The 17,210-nt window shown below is 61.1% G+C and carries 15 protein-coding genes; 12 read left to right on the top strand and 3 right to left on the bottom strand.

Annotated elements, in window-relative coordinates:
* Positions 1-62: 62 nt before the first annotated feature.
* From nuoL to ABI546_RS12600, 6 genes are read left to right on the top strand one after another with little or no spacing between them, the layout of a single operon-like run.
* Positions 63-2,087: an NADH-quinone oxidoreductase subunit L gene (gene nuoL / locus ABI546_RS12625; protein WP_348046939.1), complete on the top strand. Its 2,025-nt coding sequence runs from the start codon at positions 63-65 to the stop codon at positions 2,085-2,087.
* A 30-nt stretch (positions 2,088-2,117) separates the two neighbouring features.
* Entirely contained in the window at positions 2,118-3,593 is a 1,476-nt protein-coding gene (locus ABI546_RS12620) for an NADH-quinone oxidoreductase subunit M (protein WP_348046938.1), read from the top strand.
* Positions 3,594-3,623: 30 nt separating this feature from the next.
* Complete coding sequence (nuoN, locus tag ABI546_RS12615; protein WP_348046937.1) at positions 3,624-5,126, top strand: NADH-quinone oxidoreductase subunit NuoN; 1,503 nt, start codon at positions 3,624-3,626, stop codon at positions 5,124-5,126.
* 8 nt (positions 5,127-5,134) lie between these two features.
* The gene (locus ABI546_RS12610; protein ID WP_348046936.1) at positions 5,135-5,437 is read left to right on the top strand and encodes a DUF2818 family protein; all 303 of its coding nucleotides are present in this window, start codon (positions 5,135-5,137) and stop codon (positions 5,435-5,437) included.
* Complete coding sequence (locus ABI546_RS12605; RefSeq protein WP_348046935.1) at positions 5,434-6,048, top strand: NUDIX hydrolase; 615 nt, start codon at positions 5,434-5,436, stop codon at positions 6,046-6,048. Before ABI546_RS12610 ends, ABI546_RS12605 begins: the two co-directional genes overlap by 4 nt.
* Before the next feature lie 20 nt (positions 6,049-6,068).
* Positions 6,069-6,581 (top strand): DUF1178 family protein, encoded by a 513-nt coding sequence (locus ABI546_RS12600; RefSeq protein ID WP_348046934.1) that lies wholly within the window; start codon positions 6,069-6,071, stop codon positions 6,579-6,581.
* Between the two features lie 242 nt (positions 6,582-6,823).
* Here the strand turns inward: ABI546_RS12600 and ABI546_RS12595 are convergent, their stop codons facing one another.
* Both ABI546_RS12595 and ABI546_RS12590 read right to left on the bottom strand, forming a co-directional pair.
* Positions 6,824-8,140 carry a Glu/Leu/Phe/Val dehydrogenase gene (locus ABI546_RS12595; protein ID WP_348046933.1) on the bottom strand — a complete coding sequence of 439 codons (1,317 nt, stop codon included), beginning with the start codon at positions 8,138-8,140 and terminating at the stop codon, positions 6,824-6,826.
* 191 nt (positions 8,141-8,331) lie between these two features.
* A complete protein-coding gene (locus ABI546_RS12590) occupies positions 8,332-10,116 on the bottom strand; it encodes an ABC transporter transmembrane domain-containing protein (protein WP_348046932.1) in 1,785 nt (594 codons plus the stop codon).
* A gap of 79 nt (positions 10,117-10,195) precedes the next feature.
* On the opposite strand from ABI546_RS12590, the gene ABI546_RS12585 reads away from it, so the two are divergent.
* The 5 genes from ABI546_RS12585 to ABI546_RS12565 all read left to right on the top strand — a co-directional run bounded on the left by ABI546_RS12585 (position 10,196) and on the right by ABI546_RS12565 (position 15,654).
* A complete protein-coding gene (locus ABI546_RS12585) occupies positions 10,196-10,729 on the top strand; it encodes a MarR family transcriptional regulator (RefSeq protein WP_348046931.1) in 534 nt (177 codons plus the stop codon).
* A gap of 88 nt (positions 10,730-10,817) precedes the next feature.
* Positions 10,818-12,347 (top strand): efflux transporter outer membrane subunit, encoded by a 1,530-nt coding sequence (locus ABI546_RS12580; RefSeq protein WP_348047140.1) that lies wholly within the window; start codon positions 10,818-10,820, stop codon positions 12,345-12,347.
* Between the two features lie 42 nt (positions 12,348-12,389).
* On the top strand, positions 12,390-13,802 hold the full coding sequence (locus ABI546_RS12575) for an HlyD family efflux transporter periplasmic adaptor subunit (protein ID WP_348046930.1): 1,413 nt from the start codon (positions 12,390-12,392) through the stop codon (positions 13,800-13,802).
* 78 nt (positions 13,803-13,880) lie between these two features.
* Complete coding sequence (locus ABI546_RS12570) at positions 13,881-15,449, top strand: DHA2 family efflux MFS transporter permease subunit (protein ID WP_348046929.1); 1,569 nt, start codon at positions 13,881-13,883, stop codon at positions 15,447-15,449.
* Between the two features lie 73 nt (positions 15,450-15,522).
* A complete protein-coding gene (locus tag ABI546_RS12565; RefSeq protein ID WP_348046928.1) occupies positions 15,523-15,654 on the top strand; it encodes a hypothetical protein in 132 nt (43 codons plus the stop codon).
* A 10-nt stretch (positions 15,655-15,664) separates the two neighbouring features.
* On the opposite strand, the gene ABI546_RS12560 is transcribed toward ABI546_RS12565, so the two are convergent.
* Positions 15,665-16,108 (bottom strand): PaaI family thioesterase, encoded by a 444-nt coding sequence (locus ABI546_RS12560; protein ID WP_348046927.1) that lies wholly within the window; start codon positions 16,106-16,108, stop codon positions 15,665-15,667.
* Between the two features lie 514 nt (positions 16,109-16,622).
* Here ABI546_RS12560 and ABI546_RS12555 point away from each other — a divergent pair.
* The gene (locus tag ABI546_RS12555) at positions 16,623-17,051 is read left to right on the top strand and encodes a DUF3806 domain-containing protein (RefSeq protein WP_348046926.1); all 429 of its coding nucleotides are present in this window, start codon (positions 16,623-16,625) and stop codon (positions 17,049-17,051) included.
* The last annotated feature ends 159 nt before the right edge of the window (positions 17,052-17,210 follow it).

The raw sequence follows: 17,210 nt of genomic DNA, 5'->3' as shown, positions 1-17,210 counted from the left end.
TGGCGGCCCCGGCAGGGCTTTCTTGTTTGCCTGCGCAACTTGCTCGGCGGAAAAAAACTGATATGGCATCCACCCTCAACGCTTCAACTCTACTGGCCGTTCCGCTGGCACCCCTGGCCGGTGCCCTGGCGGCAGGTATCCTCGGCACCTCCTTCGGTGGCAACTGGATAGGCCGGCGCCTGTCGCACACCCTTACAATCCTCGGCGTGCTGGTGGCCTTCGTCATTTCGGCCATGACGCTCAAGAGTGTGGCCATCGATGGCGCGCGGTTCAATGAAACGCTCTATACCTGGATGAACGTGGGCGGCCTGAAAATGGAAATCGGCTTCCTGGTCGACGGCCTCACGGCCATGATGATGTGCGTGGTGACCTTTGTGTCGCTCATGGTGCACATCTACACCATCGGCTACATGGAAGAAGACGAGGGCTACAACCGCTTCTTCGCCTACATCTCGCTGTTCACCTTCTCCATGCTGATGCTGGTGATGAGCAACAACATGCTGCAGCTGTTCTTTGGCTGGGAGGCCGTGGGTCTCGTCTCTTACCTGCTGATTGGCTTCTGGTTCAACAAGCCCACCGCTATCTTTGCGAACATGAAGGCCTTCCTCGTCAACCGCGTAGGCGACTTCGGCTTCATCCTCGGCATCGGCCTGATCGCCGCTTATGCCGGCACGCTGAACTACGCAGAAGCCTTTGCCAAGGCCGACGCGCTGTCGAAACTGAGCTTTCCGGGTACCGGCTGGATGCTGGTGACTGTGATCTGCATCTGTCTGTTCATCGGCGCCATGGGTAAATCGGCGCAATTCCCGCTGCATGTCTGGCTTCCCGATTCCATGGAAGGCCCGACCCCGATCTCCGCGCTGATTCACGCCGCGACCATGGTGACCGCCGGAATTTTCATGGTGGCCCGCATGTCGCCCCTGTTTGAACTGAGCGACACTGCGCTCAGCTTCATCATGGTGATCGGAGCGATCACCGCCTTGTTCATGGGGTTTTTGGGCATCATCCAAAACGACATCAAGCGCGTGGTCGCGTATTCCACGCTCTCGCAGCTGGGTTACATGACGGTCGCTTTGGGTGCCTCTGCCTATTCCGTCGCGGTGTTTCACCTGATGACGCATGCCTTCTTCAAGGCGCTGCTGTTCCTGGCTGCAGGCTCGGTCATCATCGGCATGCACCACAACCAGGACATCCGCTGGATGGGTGGCGTACGCAAGTACATGCCGATCACCTGGATCACCTCGCTGCTGGGCACGCTGGCCCTGATCGGCACACCGCTGTTTGCAGGTTTCTACTCCAAGGACAGCATCATTGAAGCCGTGCACGAAAGCCATCTGGCAGGTTCTGGTTTCGCGTATTTCGCAGTGCTGGCCGGGGTCTTCGTCACGGCTTTTTATTCGTTCCGCCTGTACTTCCTTGTGTTCCACGGCAAGGAGCGTTTTGACCAAAACCCCGATGCGCATCACCATGGCCACGACGACCACGGCCACCATGACGAACACCACGAGCCGCACGAATCTCCCTGGGTGGTAACGGTGCCACTGATTCTGCTGGCGATTCCGTCCGTGGTGATCGGCTTCATGACAATAGAGCCCATGCTATACGGCGAGTTCTTCAAGGATTCCATCCTGGTGAATCTGGAAAAACACCCCGCCATGGAAGAGCTCAAGCAGTTGTTCCACGGCCCGGCCCAGATGGCTTTGCATGGTCTCACTGCCGCGCCGTTCTGGCTGGCCCTGTCGGGTTCAGTGCTGGCCTGGTACATGTACATGATCAACCCCGCGCTGCCGGCCGCGATCAAGCGCATGTTCATGCCCGTATTCACCTTGCTCGAAAACAAGTACTACCTCGACTGGTTCAACGAAAATGTGCTGGCTCGCGGCACACGGCTTCTGGGCACAGCGTTGTGGAAGGGTGGCGACCAGAAACTGATCGACGGCGCGTTGGTCAATGGCTCCTGGAAACTGGTTGGCTGGGTTTCCAGCTTCGTGCGCAGGTTGCAGTCCGGCTACATCTATCACTATGCCTTCGGCATGATCATTGGCGTGTTTGTGTTGATGACGTACTTCGTCTGGCTCAACCGCTGATCAGTTCAACAAAAACAAGGAAGAACAAGAATGGGTTTGTTGAGTCTTGCGATCTGGACGCCGATTGTTTTCGGTGTGGTTCTGCTGGCGCTAGGCCGTGATGAGCAGGCGCGCAGCGTTCGCTGGATCGCGCTGATGGGTGCGGTCATCAGTTTTCTGGTCACGTTGCCTTTGTACAGCGGCTTTGCCTTGGACACCTCGGCCATGCAATTTGTGGAGAAGGGCAGCTGGATCCAGCGCTTTAACGTCAACTACCACCTGGGTGTAGACGGCATTTCGTTGTGGTTTGTGTTGCTGACGGCTTTTATCAATGTGGTGGTCATCATCGCCAGCTGGGAAGCCATCACCACGCGCGTTAATCAGTACATGGCTTCTTTCTTGATCTTGAGCGGGCTGATGATCGGCGTGTTCACGGCTCTTGACGGAATTCTGTTTTACGTTTTCTTCGAAGCCACGCTGATCCCGATGTACCTCATCATCGGTATCTGGGGCGGACCCAACAAGATTTACGCGGCGTTCAAGTTCTTTCTGTACACACTGCTCGGCTCGCTGATGATGCTGGTCGCGCTGATCTTCCTGTACAACAAATCGGGCGGTAGTTTCGACATCCTGATCTGGCACAAGCTACCGCTGGGCAGCACCGTGCAGACGCTGTTGTTCTTCGCGTTCTTCGCCGCATTCGCCGTGAAAGTGCCGATGTGGCCGGTACATACCTGGTTGCCCGATGTGCACGTTGAGGCACCTACCGGCGGTTCGGCCGTCCTGGCCGCCATCATGCTCAAGTTGGGCGCTTATGGCTTCCTGCGCTTCTCAATGCCGATTGCGCCAGACGCCTCGCACGAGTGGGCCTGGTTGATGATTGCACTGTCATTGATTGCAGTAATTTATGTGGGGCTGGTGGCTCTGGTGCAGCAGGACATGAAAAAGCTGGTGGCTTATTCGTCCGTGGCTCACATGGGCTTTGTCACGCTGGGCTTCTTTATCTTCAATGACCTGGGCGTCTCCGGCGGTCTGGTGCAGATGATTGCCCACGGCTTTGTTTCCGGCGCCATGTTCCTGTGCATCGGCGTGTTGTACGACCGCGTCCATTCGCGCGAAATTGCCAGCTACGGCGGTGTGGTGAATACCATGCCCAAGTTCGCGGCGTTTGCACTGCTGTTTGCCATGGCCAACTGCGGCCTGCCGGCCACGGCGGGTTTCGTCGGCGAATGGATGGTGATCCTGGGCGCCACCAAATACAACTTCTGGATAGGCGGCGCCGCAGCAACGGCACTTATCTTTGGCGCGGCCTACACCTTGTGGATGTACAAACGCGTCTACCTCGGCCCCGTGGCCAACGACGATGTCAAGGCGCTCACAGACATCAACAGCCGCGAGTTCCTGATGCTGGCTTTGCTGGCGATTGCCGTGTTGTACATGGGCATCTATCCCAAACCGTTTACGGACGTGATGAACACTTCGGTGGCTGATCTGCTCAAGCATGTCGCAGTCTCCAAGCTGAACTGAAGCTGAACTGAGCAACTACAAAGAATTCAGATGATCGACAAACTATCCTGGATCGCGGTTTACCCCGAAATCGTCCTCCTGATCATGGCCTGCGTGATTGCGCTCGTGGACCTGGGCGTCAAGACGCCGCAGCGCACCCTGACGTATGTGCTCACGCTGTTGACCCTGGCCGTCGTGGGCGCCATGGAAGCCGCCTACGCATCTGGCGGTCAAACCTTTTATGGCTTTGGCAACATGGTGGTCAGTGACCCCATGGGCGGCTGGCTCAAGTGTTTCGCCTGCATCACCTTGATGGTGACGCTGGTGTACGGCCGGCCTTACGCGGCAGAGCGAGACATGCTGCGCGGGGGCGAATTCTTCACCCTCAGCCTGTTCGCGTTGCTGGGCATGTTCGTAATGATCTCGGGCCACAACTTCCTCGTGATCTACATGGGGCTGGAGCTGCTGACGCTTTCGAGCTATGCGCTGGTGGCACTGCGCCGCGACAACGCCACAGCCACTGAAGCGGCCATGAAGTATTTTGTGCTGGGTGCGTTGGCGTCGGGTTTCCTGTTGTATGGCCTGTCGATGTTGTACGGCGCGACTGGCTCGCTGGATCTCAACGAAGTGTTCAATGCCATCGCCAGCCGCCAGGTAAAACACCAGGTGCTGGTGTTCGGCTTGGTGTTCATTGTTGCGGGCCTGGCCTTCAAGCTCGGGGCTGTGCCCTTTCACATGTGGCTGCCTGACGTCTACCAGGGCGCCCCAACTGCGGTGACGCTCTTGATCGGCGGTGCCCCGCAGCTCGCGGCATTTGCCATCTGCATCCGCCTGCTGGTCGAAGGCCTGCTGCCGCTGGCAATAGACTGGCAGCAGATGCTGGGCTTGATGGCCATTGGGTCCTTGCTGGTGGGTAACCTTGCCGCGGTGGCCCAGTCCAACCTCAAGCGCATGCTGGCGTTTTCCACCATTTCACAAATGGGTTTCCTGTTGCTCGGCTTGTTGGCTGGCGTGGTGAACGGCAACCAGCTCAACACCGAATCGGCTTACAGCGCGGCGATGTTCTACGCCGTGACCTATGTCCTGACCACGTTGAGTGCTTTCGGCATCATCATGTTGCTGGCGCGTGCCGGGCACGAATCCGAAGAGATCACGGATCTGGCCGGTTTGAACCAGCGCAGCCCCCTGTATGCCGGTGTGATGGCCATGAGCATGTTCTCGCTGGCCGGCTTACCGCCGCTGGTGGGGTTCTATGCCAAGCTCTCTGTCCTGCAGGCGCTGATCTCGTCGCAACAAACCAGCTATATTGTGCTGGCCATTTTTGCGGTGATGATGTCGCTGGTCGGCGCGTTTTATTACCTGCGTGTGGTCAAGGTCATGTACTTTGACGCGCCCCTGGCTCATAACGCGCAGCCGGTCTCCGCGCCGACGGATGCCAAGGTGGTCTTGGCGATCAACGGTGCGCTCCTCCTGATTCTGGGCATGGCGCCCGGCGGCTTGATGACGCTTTGCGCTCAGTCGATCAGCAGCATCGTCAAGTCACTGGGTAGCTGAACCGTTTCATGACGCAAACAGCCTCGGTCTGGCTGGTTGTGCTGCTGGCCTTGCTAGTGGCCAACCTGCCTTTCATCAGCAACCGCCTCTTCGCGGTCTATGCACTCAAGCAACCCAAAAACCTCGCCATTCGTGTGGGGGAGATGGTGGTCTGGTACCACCTTGTCGGTGGGCTGGGCCTGTACCTGGAGCAGCTTACCGGCCAGATCGCCCCGCAGGGCTGGGAGTTTTATGCCATCACGGGCACGCTCTTCATTACTTTTGCGTTTCCCGGGTTCACCTGGCGCTACCTGTTTAAACACCGCCCATGAAAGCGCCGCCCGGCATCGATAAAGCAGCCACCGTAGCCGACTCGCACCTTGTCGAGACCCGGGTGGACTCTGTCGAAATTCTGAAGGGCCGTTTCCTGCACGCCATGCGCGATACGGTCAGACTGCCTGACAACACTGAAGCCACGCGCGAGTATGTGATTCATCCCGGCGCCGTTATGATCGTGGCCCAGCTCGACGATGGGCGCCTGGTGCTGGAGCGGCAGTACCGCTATCCGGTGCAGGCTGTCATGCTGGAGTTCCCGGCAGGCAAACTTGACGCCGGCGAGGCATCGCTGGCCTGCGCGCAGCGTGAATTGCTGGAGGAAACCGGCTACACCGCACGTGAATGGGCGAGGGCGGGTGTGCTACACCCGGTGATTTCTTATTCCACCGAATTTATTGACATCTGGTTCGCGCGCGGGCTGACCCTGGGGCCGAGAAAGCTCGATGCTGGCGAATTTCTGGATGTGTTTACCGCCACCACTGCCGAGCTTCTGGCGTGGTGCGCAAGCGGCAAGGTCACGGACGCAAAAACGTTGACGGGGGCACTGTGGTTGCAGAACGTGTTGTCCGGTGCGTGGACTTTGGACTGGCAAGCTGCAACGATTTGATCCCCGGTGATAATCCGGCCATGAAAGTCCTGAATCTCCAGTGTGCGCACCAGCATTCATTTGAAGGCTGGTTTGCGTCCGAGGACGACTTCCAGAGTCAGCTGTCGCGTGGTTTGGTCGAGTGCCCGATGTGTGCCGACAAAAGCATCCAGAAACTTCCCAGCGCGCCGCGCCTCAACCTGGGAGTGCACGAACCCACAAGCGCGGCCAGCCAGCCTGCCGCTTCGCAAGCTGTCGCCCAAGGCCCGGCGCAGGGGGCGGGTAGCAACGCTGTCGCCACGACGGGAACGCCAACCGGAATGGGCCAGGCCGAGCAGGCTGCGTTCCTGAAAGCCGTGCGCCATGTCATGGCGCATACCGAAGACGTGGGAGAGCGTTTTGCGGAACAGGCCCGCCGCATGCACTATGGCGAAGTTGAGGCACGCAGCATTCGCGGCCAAGCCAGTGCACGCGAAGCCGTGGAACTGATCGAAGAGGGCATAGACGTCATGCCTTTGCCCTTATTGCCCGGCGTCAAGGAAACGCTGCAGTGATATGACCCCCACGGTCAACGTGGCCCCCACGGTCGCTCACTGCGTGTAGCTCCCGAGGCCTTGCAGGCCGCGGCTCGCGAGACGCTTCGCCTCTGTCGCCTGTCCAAAGCTGCTCAAGCAGCTTTGGATCCGCAGGCTCCAGCCCCGAGGGGGCCGCTGCGCCTGCGGTCTGGCTAAGCCAGTCCCGCGGCCCTTGCTGGGAAAGAAAGAGCCGCATTGATGCAGCGCTTCCGTACAGCAACTCAGGGGTACAAGCCGCGCAACTCGCGTGTATGCAGGATTCGTTTGCAGGCCACGATGAAGGTGGCTGTTCGCAGGCTGACCTTCTGGTCTTGTGACACGGCCCATACGCCGGCAAACGCATCTTTCATGATCTTGACCAGGCGTGCGTTGATTTCTTCTTCGTCCCAGAAGAAGCTTGAAAAGTCCTGCACCCATTCAAAGTAGCTGACCGTCACGCCGCCGGCATTGGCGATCACGTCCGGCAGCACCAGCACGTTGCGGTCATGAAGGATGTCGTCGGCAGCTGGTGTCGTCGGGCCGTTGGCGCCTTCAATAATCATGCGCGCCTTGATGCGGCCTGCGTTTTCTGCGGTGATCTGCTGCTCAAGCGCCGCCGGAATCAGAATGTCGCACTCCACGTCCCAGAACTTGTCATTGGCGATCACCTCGGCTGGTGCAAACCCGGCCACGCTGCCGTTGGCTTCCACGTGCTTGAGCAGGGCGGGTACATCCAGCCCACTTTCGCGGTAGATGGTGCCGCCATGGTCCTGTACCGCCACCACGCGCGCGCCGGCTTCGGCAAACAGCTTGCCCGCCACACCGCCTACGTTGCCGAAGCCTTGCACGGCGACCCGCGCGGTGCTGATGTCCATGCCGATGTGCCTGGCCGCCTCGACGCCCACGGTGTACACGCCGCGTCCGGTGGCTTCCCTCCGCCCCAGCGAGCCGCCCAGGTCCACTGGCTTGCCTGTGACGACGCCGGTCGATGTCGAACCGGTGTTCATCGAATAGGTGTCCATCATCCACGCCATGATCTGGTCGTTGGTGTTGACGTCCGGTGCGGGGATGTCCTTGTTGGGGCCGATGATGATGCCGATCTCGCTGGTGTAGCGGCGCGTCATGCGCTCAAGTTCGCCGCGTGAGAGCTTTTTCGGGTCGACACGGATACCGCCTTTGGCGCCGCCGTAAGGCACGTTCACTGCCGCGTTCTTGACCGACATCCAGGCCGACAAGGCCATCACCTCAGACAGCGTGACATCCTGGTGAAAACGCACACCGCCCTTGCCGGGACCGCGCGAAACATTGTGCTGCACGCGATAACCTTCAAAGTGCGCGACCGTGCCGTCATCCATGTGGATGGGCACGTCCACGATCAGGACGCGCTTGGGGCGCTTCAGGGTTTCAGCCCAGCGCGCCAGGCTGCCCAGATGCGGAATGACCCGGTCGACCTGCTGCAGGTAGTTGCCCCAGGGGCCGAGGTTGTCGGCCTGCAGGTAGGACGGAAGCGGATGGGATCCGGCGGGGGAGGGGGACGACGAAGCAGCTGCGTGTGACATTGAAAAACTCCTGGTGGGATTTCTTGCGGGAAAAATCTGCGGGGAAGATCAGTGCACGGAGCTTAAGAGCCTCTGCTCAAATAGTCCAAGGCATTGTTGATCCATGTTTATGCAAAAAATGCATAGTCTGGATTTGGCGCCAGATTCGCGCTGATGATGCGGAACCGCCTGAGACGGCCCCCAAAAGTCATTTACACCGAGAACTGCAGCGCCGCCAGCCGCGCATACACACCGCCGCGATTCACCAGTTCGGCGTGGGTGCCTTGTTCCACCAGCTGGCCGTGGTCCAGCACCAGAATGCGGTCGGCCTGCTGCACCGTGGCCAGCCGGTGCGCAATCACCAGGGTCGTGCGGTCTTTCATGGCCGACTCCAGGGCCGCCTGAACCATGCGTTCGCTTTCGGCATCCAGCGCGCTGGTGGCTTCATCCAGCAGCAGCAGCGGGGAGTTTTTCAGCATCGCCCGCGCAATTGCGATGCGCTGGCGCTGGCCGCCCGAGAGCCGAACGCCGCGCTCGCCGAGAAAGGTGTCGTAACCCTCGGGCAGGGCGGTGATGAACTCGTGCGCGAACGCCGCTTTGGCCGCCGCCCGGGTTTCTTCGTCAGTGGCTCCGGGTTTACCGTAGCGGATGTTTTCCAGCGCACTGGTCGAGAAAATTACCGCGTCCTGCGGCACGATGCCGATGCGTTGCCGCAAATCGTGCAGCGCCATGTCGGCCGTTCGCACGCCATCCAGTTCAATGTGGCCAGAGGCCGGGTCATAAAACCGCAGCAGCAACTGAAACACCGTGCTCTTGCCCGCGCCGCTGGGCCCCACGATGGCCACCGTTTCGCCGGATGACACGCTGAGGGAGAAGTTTGTCAGGGCAGCCTGTGCGGGCCGCGACGGGTAGTGAAACGTCACGGCGTCAAATTTGACGGCGCTTCCCGCTTGCGTGAGCTGGGCGGGAACCGGGTTCGCCGGCGAGGTCACGGGCGAGCGCGACGTCAGCAGCTCCATCAGCCGTTCCGTGGCACCGGCCGCCCTCAGCAGGTCGCCATAGACCTCGCCCAGCACGGCCGCTGCGCTGGCCAGGATGATCACGTAAACGACAGTCTGGCCCAGATGCCCCGCCGTGATGTCACCCCGCATGACTGCCTGCGTGCCCTGGTACAGGCCCCACAGCAGCGCTGCCGATGTGGCGATGATGATGAAGGCCACCAGCACCGAGCGGGCCTTGGTGCGGCGGATCGCGGTGTTGAAGGCGTTGGTGGTGGACGCGTCAAAGCGCGCGGCCTCGCGGCCTTCGGCGGTGTAGCTTTGCACCACAGGAATCGCGTTCAGCACTTCGGCCGCAATGGCGCTGGAGTCGGCCACGCGGTCCTGACTGGCGCGCGACAGCTTGCGCACACGCCGGCCAAACCAGACCGAGGGCGCAACGATCAACACCAGTACCACCAGCACCTGCACCATGAGGTAGGGGTTGGTGTAGACCAGCATGCCCAGTGCGCCCACACCCATCACGGCATTGCGCAGGCCCATGCTGAGTGATGACCCCACAACCGTTTGCACCAGCGTCGTGTCGCCGGTCAGGCGTGAGAGCACTTCACCGGTTTGCGTGGTTTCAAAAAACTCGGGGCTTTGCCGCACCACGTGCGCATAAACCGCATTGCGCAAGTCCGCCGTCACGCGCTCGCCCAGCCAGCTGACCATATAAAAACGACCTGCGGAAAAGAGACCCAGCGCTGCCGCCACGCCAAACAGTTCAAAGAAATGGGTGCGCAGCGCCATCAGTTGCTGGCCCTTGTCCGCCGCGCTGAGCCCGCCGTCAATCAGGCTGCGCAGGGCCAGCGGAAACACCAGCGTGGCAACTGCCGCCATCACCAGGAAAAACATCGCCAGAACAATTCGCCCCCAGTAGGGGCGCAAGAAAGGAACCAGGCCGGAGAGCGAGCGGGGTGCGCCTTTGGGCGCATTGGAAAGGGAGGAGGTAGCCATGCGGGGAGTTTAGCCATAAAAGATGTCTGCACAAAGACAGCCTTGACAATGTTTGTCTAGGCATGTATTATTCGTGTCCATGAAATCGAAAACCACCCCTCCGCAAGCGCCTGAAACTTCCCTGTGCGGGTTGCCGGCGGAGTTTTATTGCGCGGCGGATTACGACGCCGGACAGAGCACCGGCGCATTGATGCGCCAGATTCTCAACAGCGTCTCGCAGGAAGTCGCACGTGAACTGGAGCCGCAGGGTCTGACGAACGCGCAGTGGGTGCCCATGCTCAAGCTTTACCTCGGAAAAGCCTCCACGGTGGCAGAACTGGCCCGTGTCTGCCAGCTTGACGCCGGCTCCATGACGCGCCTGCTGGACCGGCTCGAAGCCAAGGGTTTTTGCCGCCGCATCCGCTCCAGTGACGACAGGCGTGTGGTCAACATCGAACTGACGCCTGAAGGCCGCGAGGCCGCCAAGGCAATTCCCGCCGCGCTGAGCCGCGTGCAAAACGCCCACCTGGCCGGCTTTTCGGTCGAGGAGTGGCAAAACCTCAAGGGCTACCTGCGCCGCATCCTTGCTACTGCGCACACCCTTCAAGCAGTGAATGAAAAAAATGACAAATAACCACAACGCCCTTTGCAGCGTTTCCGCTTCCGCTAGCCAACCCGAGGACGCCGCGCCGCGCCTGCCGCTCTGGCGCGCTTCTTTTCAGATGGCCCTTGTCGCTGCAGCCAGCGTGGTGGCTGTGGGCTTGATGGCCACCGGCCTCACGGGTTGTGCCGACATGTCGGGCATCGCGCCGCAGTCCAGCCTGCGTGACGCACCTTCGCTCGGCCTGCCTGCCGACGCCGGCCTAACGCCAGCCCAGGCGCCGCTGGCTGCCGACTGGTGGCGGGAATTTGGCGACGCCCAGCTCAACAGCCTCGTCGACCAGGCTTTGCAAACCAGCCCCAGCCTCAAGCTGGCCCAGGCCCGCCTGGCGCGCGCGCTGGCAGTCACCGAGGTCGCAGATGCCGCCACGCTGCCGCAAGTCACCGGGCAACTCGACCTGACACGGCAGCAATACACCGCCAACGGGGCCGTGCCCGCGCCGCTGGCAGGCTCCATCCGCAACAGCGGTACGGCGCAGCTCGCGGTGAGCTGGGAGCTTGATTTCTTCGGCAAGAACCGCGCAGCGCTGGATGCCGCCCTGGGCACTGCCAGTGCGGCCGCGGCAGATGCCCAGGCTGCCCGGTTGCTTCTGGCCAGCAATGTGGCTCGCAGCTACTTTCAGCTGGTTCGCCTGAACGAGCAGGTGAATGTGGCCCGCCGGACGCTGGCCCAGCGCGACGAAACCCTCAAGCTGGTGCGCGACCGCGTTGACGCCGGCCTGGACACCCGCCTGGAACTGCGCCAGAGTGAAGGCGGCCTGCCTGAAGCGCGCCTGCAGCTTGAAACCCTGCAGGAGCAAATGGCCCTTACCCGCAATGCGCTGGATGCCCTGATTGGTAAGCCAAATGGCACTGCAGCCCCTACGCTACCAGCGCAAGCAGCTATTAAAAACGTAGCAACTGCCACGGCTATCCCTGCCGACTTGCTAGGCCGGCGCGCCGACATCGCCGCCGCGCGGTGGCGCGTCGAGGCCTCGACCAAAGACGTGGTCAACGCCAAAACCCAGTTTTATCCCAACGTCAACCTGGTCGCCTTCGCCGGTTTTTCCAGCATTGGCCTGGGCCGGTTGCTTGACTCCGGCAGCCAGCAGTGGGGCGTCGGGCCGGCCTTGCGCCTCCCAATTTTTGACGCGGGCCGCCTGCGCGCCAACCTGCGCGGCAAAACCGCCGACCTCGACGCCGCTGTGGAAAGCTACAACGCCGCCGTGATCGACGCGGTGCGCGATGTGGCTGACCAGGTGGCGTCTTCGCAAGCCATCACGCGCCAGCAAACCGAGCAGCACGCTGCGCAGGAAGCCGCAGAAGGCGCCTATGACATCGCCGTGCAGCGCTACAAGGCGGGCCTTGGCACTTACCTCAATGTGCTGACCGCCGAAACCAGCGTGCTGGCACAGCGCCGCCTGGCGGTAGACCTCTCGGCCCGCGCGCTCGACACACAGGTCGCCTTGATACGCGCGTTGGGCGGCGGCTACAGCGCCGCCCCGGCACAGGCGAAGCAGGTACAAGGCGCTACAAAAACAATAGCTGCTGGCGCAGGTCCTGATTGGGCTGCGGCCAGTTTTGATTCAAAAAATCAGCCAGCAACGCATTAATCCGACACGGTTTACTGCATCAACTTCCACAAGAAACGCATCATGAACGACACACCATCCACCAGTTCCCCCGCCTCTGATGTGACCGGACAGCCGGTTGCCGCCCCTACCGGCGCCACGCCCCCAGTGCAGCCGCCCGCCGGAAACCCCAAACGCAAAAAAGCGCTGACGGCACTGGCGGCCGTGGTGGTTGTTGCCGGGCTGGGCTGGGGGGCGTACGAATACCTGGTGGCTAGCCATTACGAGTCCACCGACAACGCCTATGTGCAGGGCAACGTCATCCAGATCACGCCGCAGATCAGCGGCACCGTGATGGCCATCATGGCTGATGACACCGACTTTGTGAAAGCCGGCCAGCCGCTGGTGCAGCTCGACCCGGCCGACGCCAAGGTCGCGCTGGAGCAGGCCGAGGCTGCGCTGGCGCAAGCCGTGCGCCAGGTGCGCACGCTCTATGCCAACAACGGCACCTTGTCCGCCCAGATCGCCCTGCGTGATGCCGATGTGGTCAAGGCGCAAAGCGACATTGCCCGCGCCGGCGACGACCTGAACCGCCGCCAATCGCTCACCGGCAACGGCGCGGTGTCAAAAGAAGAACTCAACCACGCGCAGACGCAGCTGGCCACCGCCAAAAGCGCGCTGGCCGCTGCGCAAGCCGGTGTGGTGGCTGCGCGCGAGCAGCTCATCAGCAACCAGGCCCTGACAGAAGGCACCAGCGTCGAGCAACACCCCAGCGTGCAGGTGGCCGCAGCCAAGGTGCGTGAGGCCTACCTGGCCACGCAGCGCGCCGGTTTGCTCGCGCCCGTAGATGGTTATGTGGCCAAGCGCACGGTGCAACTCGGCCAGCGCGTGGCCGCCGGCACGCCGATGATGTCCATCATCCCGCTCAACCAGGTCTGGGTCGACGCTAACTTCAAGGAAGTCCAGCTGCGTAATATCCGTATCGGCCAGCCCGTGACGCTGGTGGCCGACCTCTACGGCAAGAAGGTGGAATACAAGGGCAAGGTCGCCGGGCTCGGTGTTGGCACCGGCGCGGCTTTCTCGCTGCTGCCCGCGCAAAACGCCACCGGCAACTGGATCAAGGTCGTGCAGCGCGTGCCCGTGCGCATCGCGCTCGACGCCAAACAGCTCGCCGACAACCCGCTGCGCGTGGGTTTGTCGATGGACGCGGAGGTAGACGTGAGCAACAAGGACGGCAAGACGCTGGCCGATGCGCCGCGCGACGCTGCCGTCGCGCACACGCAAACCTACGGCGCACAGGACGATTCCGCCGACAAGGACGTGCAACGCGTGATCAGCGCCAACATCGGCAAGACCGTGAAACTGGCCAAGGCCGCCAGCGTGGCCAAGCCCACCCCTGCGCCGGGCGGGGCCGTGTCGCCTGCCCAGGCTGGCAGCGATGCGCAGCACCTCGCGTTCAGCCACACGCTGTCGCTGGCCGGCCGTACGGCACCGTAAGCCACACACCCAGCACGCGTCACCGCAGCGATTATTTCCCGCAGCGGTTTCCACCAGCCCCTTATTCGCAAGGCTTTCATGGCTTCCGCACCCGCTTCTGCTTATATCCAACCGCCGCCGCTGACAGGCTCGGCGCGCCTGTGGGGCACGCTGGCCCTGTCGGCTGCGACCTTCATGAACGTGCTCGACACCTCGATCGCCAACGTGTCACTGCCCGCGATTGCCGGCGACCTCGGCGTGAGCCCCAACCAGGGCACCTGGGTCATCACCAGCTTTGGCGTGGCCAACGCGATCGCCGTACCGCTCACCGGCTGGCTGTCGCAGCGCTTCGGCCAGGTGCGTCTGTTCACGGCCAGCGTCATGCTGTTCGTGCTCACGTCGTGGTTGTGCGGCCTGGCGCCCAACATGACGACACTGATTTTTCTGCGCGTACTGCAGGGCCTGGTTGCCGGGCCCATGATCCCGCTGTCGCAGGCGCTGCTGCTCTCAAGCTACCCGAAAGCGCTGGCGGGGCTGGCCATGGCGCTCTGGTCCATGACCACGCTAGTCGCGCCCGTTATGGGGCCGCTGCTGGGCGGCTGGATCACCGACAACATTTCCTGGCCCTGGATTTTCTATATCAACATTCCCGTCGGCTTTGCCGCCGCCTTCATCACCTGGAGCATCTTCAGAAAACGGGAAAGCCCCACCAAGAAGTTGCCCATCGACTCGGTGGGGCTGGCGCTGTTGGTGGTCTGGGTCGGCTCGCTGCAAATCATGCTCGACAAGGGGCAGGAGCTCGACTGGTTCCATTCCGGTGAAGTGATCGCCCTGGGCATCATCGCGCTGGTGGGCCTGATTGCCTTTGTGATCTGGGAGCTCACCGAAGAGCACCCCGTGGTGGACCTGACGCTGTTCAAGAAGCGCAACTTCTGGGCCGGTGCATTGGCCTTGTCGGTGGGCTACGGCCTCTTTTTCGGCAACGTCGTACTGCTGCCGCTGTGGCTGCAGCAATACATGGGCTACACCGCCACGCAGGCCGGCATGGTGCTCGCGCCCGTGGGGCTGTTCGCCTTGCTGCTGTCGCCCGTGGTCGGAAAAAATATCGCCAAGGTCGACCCGCGCCGTTTCGCCGCGTTTGCGTTCATGGTGTTTGCGCTGGTGCTGTGGATGCGGTCCAATTTCAACACGCAGGCTGATTTCCGCACCATCATGATCCCCACCATCATCCAGGGTGTGGCGATGGCGTTCTTCTTCATCCCGCTCGTCACCATCACGCTGTCGGGCATCTCGCCAGACAAGATTCCTGCGGCTTCGGGTTTGTCAAACTTCGTGCGCATCACCGCCGGATCCTTCGGCACCTCAATCGCCACAACCATCTGGCAAGACCGCGCCGCCATGCACCACGCCCAGATCAGCGAGTACGTGAACCAGGGCAGCAGCGCCACCAACAGCGCGCTCACCGGCCTGGCCGGCGCCGGCCTTTCGCCCGACCAGGCGCTGGGCACCATCAACCGCCTGGTTGACCAGCAGGCCTACATGCTCGCCGCCAATGACGTGTTTTATGCGTCCTCGCTGATCTTTCTGTTGCTGATTCCGCTGGTGTTTTTGACAAGACACACCAAGGCGGGGGCGGGGAGTGCGGACGCGGCGGCTGGGGCGCATTGAGGCGGCGATGAGCTTGCGAAAAAAAGGGCGCCATGGGCGCCCTTTTCGATTGCTATCAAATTAGTGGCCGAGCATGGACGAGGCGCTGAGGAACGGCATCGGCAAGGCCATGAGCACCCGGGGCTCGTTCTATTCCGCCAGCCAGGAAAGCGGCCTGATCGTGATTCCTGCGCTTGGTTTGGCAGTACTCTCATATGAGGGCTGATAGCCCCTGATCAGGCGCCCGAAATGGGTACTCCCTGCGGTTCTACAGGCACCAGGATTGCATTGCCGGTGGCCACCAGCAACAACTCGCCGCCATCCTGCTCGGCATAAAGCTCCGCGCTGGCAAACACCTGCTTGCGCCCGGCCTTCACTACACGCCCGCGCGCCACAAAGCTCCGGCCCACGGTCGGCGCCAGGCAGTTCACCGAAAAGTTTGACGCCAGAACCCGGCCAGCCACAGTGGCTGCAGCGTAACCACAGGCCGTATCCAGCATTGCACCGATCAGGCCTGCGTGCAGGTAGCCCGAGTACTGGCCCATGTCGTCTTTTCGCCAGTCCATGCGCAGCTCAGCTTCGCCGGCTGCAGCATGCGTGACCTGGAAGCCCGCCCACCGGTTGAACGATGCGCTCTGGTTCACGGCCTGCAGGGTGTTAAGGAGTGTTTGTTCGCTCATGAATGGAAATATAGGACGGGCTGCAGCTGTGCGCTGTAGCGTGAGCGACAACCCGATGCGGCAGGGGAGGGCGCTGGGAACGTGATCGAGTCTGGATGCCATCAATCGTCTGGTCGATTGGCGGGCCTGGATGCTGGTGGCTTGTGAAGTGCTCTGTATCTCGGCACTGGTCTTTCTGCTGTTGATCCTCGGTTTATGGCATTCATGTCGCGCGGACGCGTCAAGCCATGCCAGCGTATGAAAAGACGAATCAAGTACACACAAAGCTTTTCAATGCCGAGGCTATAGTGCAGGTAACAAATCCGTTCCCTGACTTGGCGAAGCAAACGGATTGATTGCAGCGGAGGCTTCATCGGGTCTCATAAAAAGCATTTGTGGCTGTATACAGAATGCACGTTGGCAACCCAGTAGATAAAGAGTTTTTGGGAAATTTGTATGTCCGGGTTAAACCTCAGTCGCCAAGTCAAACCGCAGTTTCGCGGTCTGAATTACGTTATGCATCAGGCGCTCCGAAATGAAGATTGAGCCTCCGAACAAGAAAGACGTGAGATGGATTGCTGAACGGCTTGTGCATGCCGACGATCTTGTCTACTCGGCCTTGGGAAAACACCTCGAAGGGCAATTGTCGGATCTTGCGTTGTTGCAGCAGGTGATCGATAGAAATCTGGTCGAGCGCGAAGCCACATATTCGCTTCAAGCGCTTGGTTTGGCATTCGGCAAAGTATTTGTCAATGCAAACGAGAACTACGACTGGTGGATGGTCGAAGACGAGTATGGGCGCGATCCAGCGATCCGCTATGGGGAGACGTCCATACGCGTGTTTCCCCAAACGATGATTTCGAAACGCGTGGAAGATCAGATCGAAGTGAATGTGCGCGCTCTTTACGACGGGTTGCTCGAACAACTGGATCAGATCAGACGGGAAATCGATGAAGATGCATAACATGCCTGGGCGCGAATCGTGAGGCAGGAGCTGAAAACCTCCGCGTGGGTGGGCGCCTTGGTAGCCTTGCCACAGTTCCTTGCATTCGGAGCTCTTTGGATCCCTTATGGGATAGATTCGCTTGCACTCCACTTTGTTGGGCTATTCGGCATTGCACCG

Source organism: Polaromonas sp. (genome assembly GCF_039932935.1).
GTDB lineage: Bacteria > Pseudomonadota > Gammaproteobacteria > Burkholderiales > Burkholderiaceae_C > Polaromonas.
The sequence above is the reverse complement of the archived record's forward strand: the minus strand, read 5'-3'. Positions and strand labels throughout refer to the sequence as shown.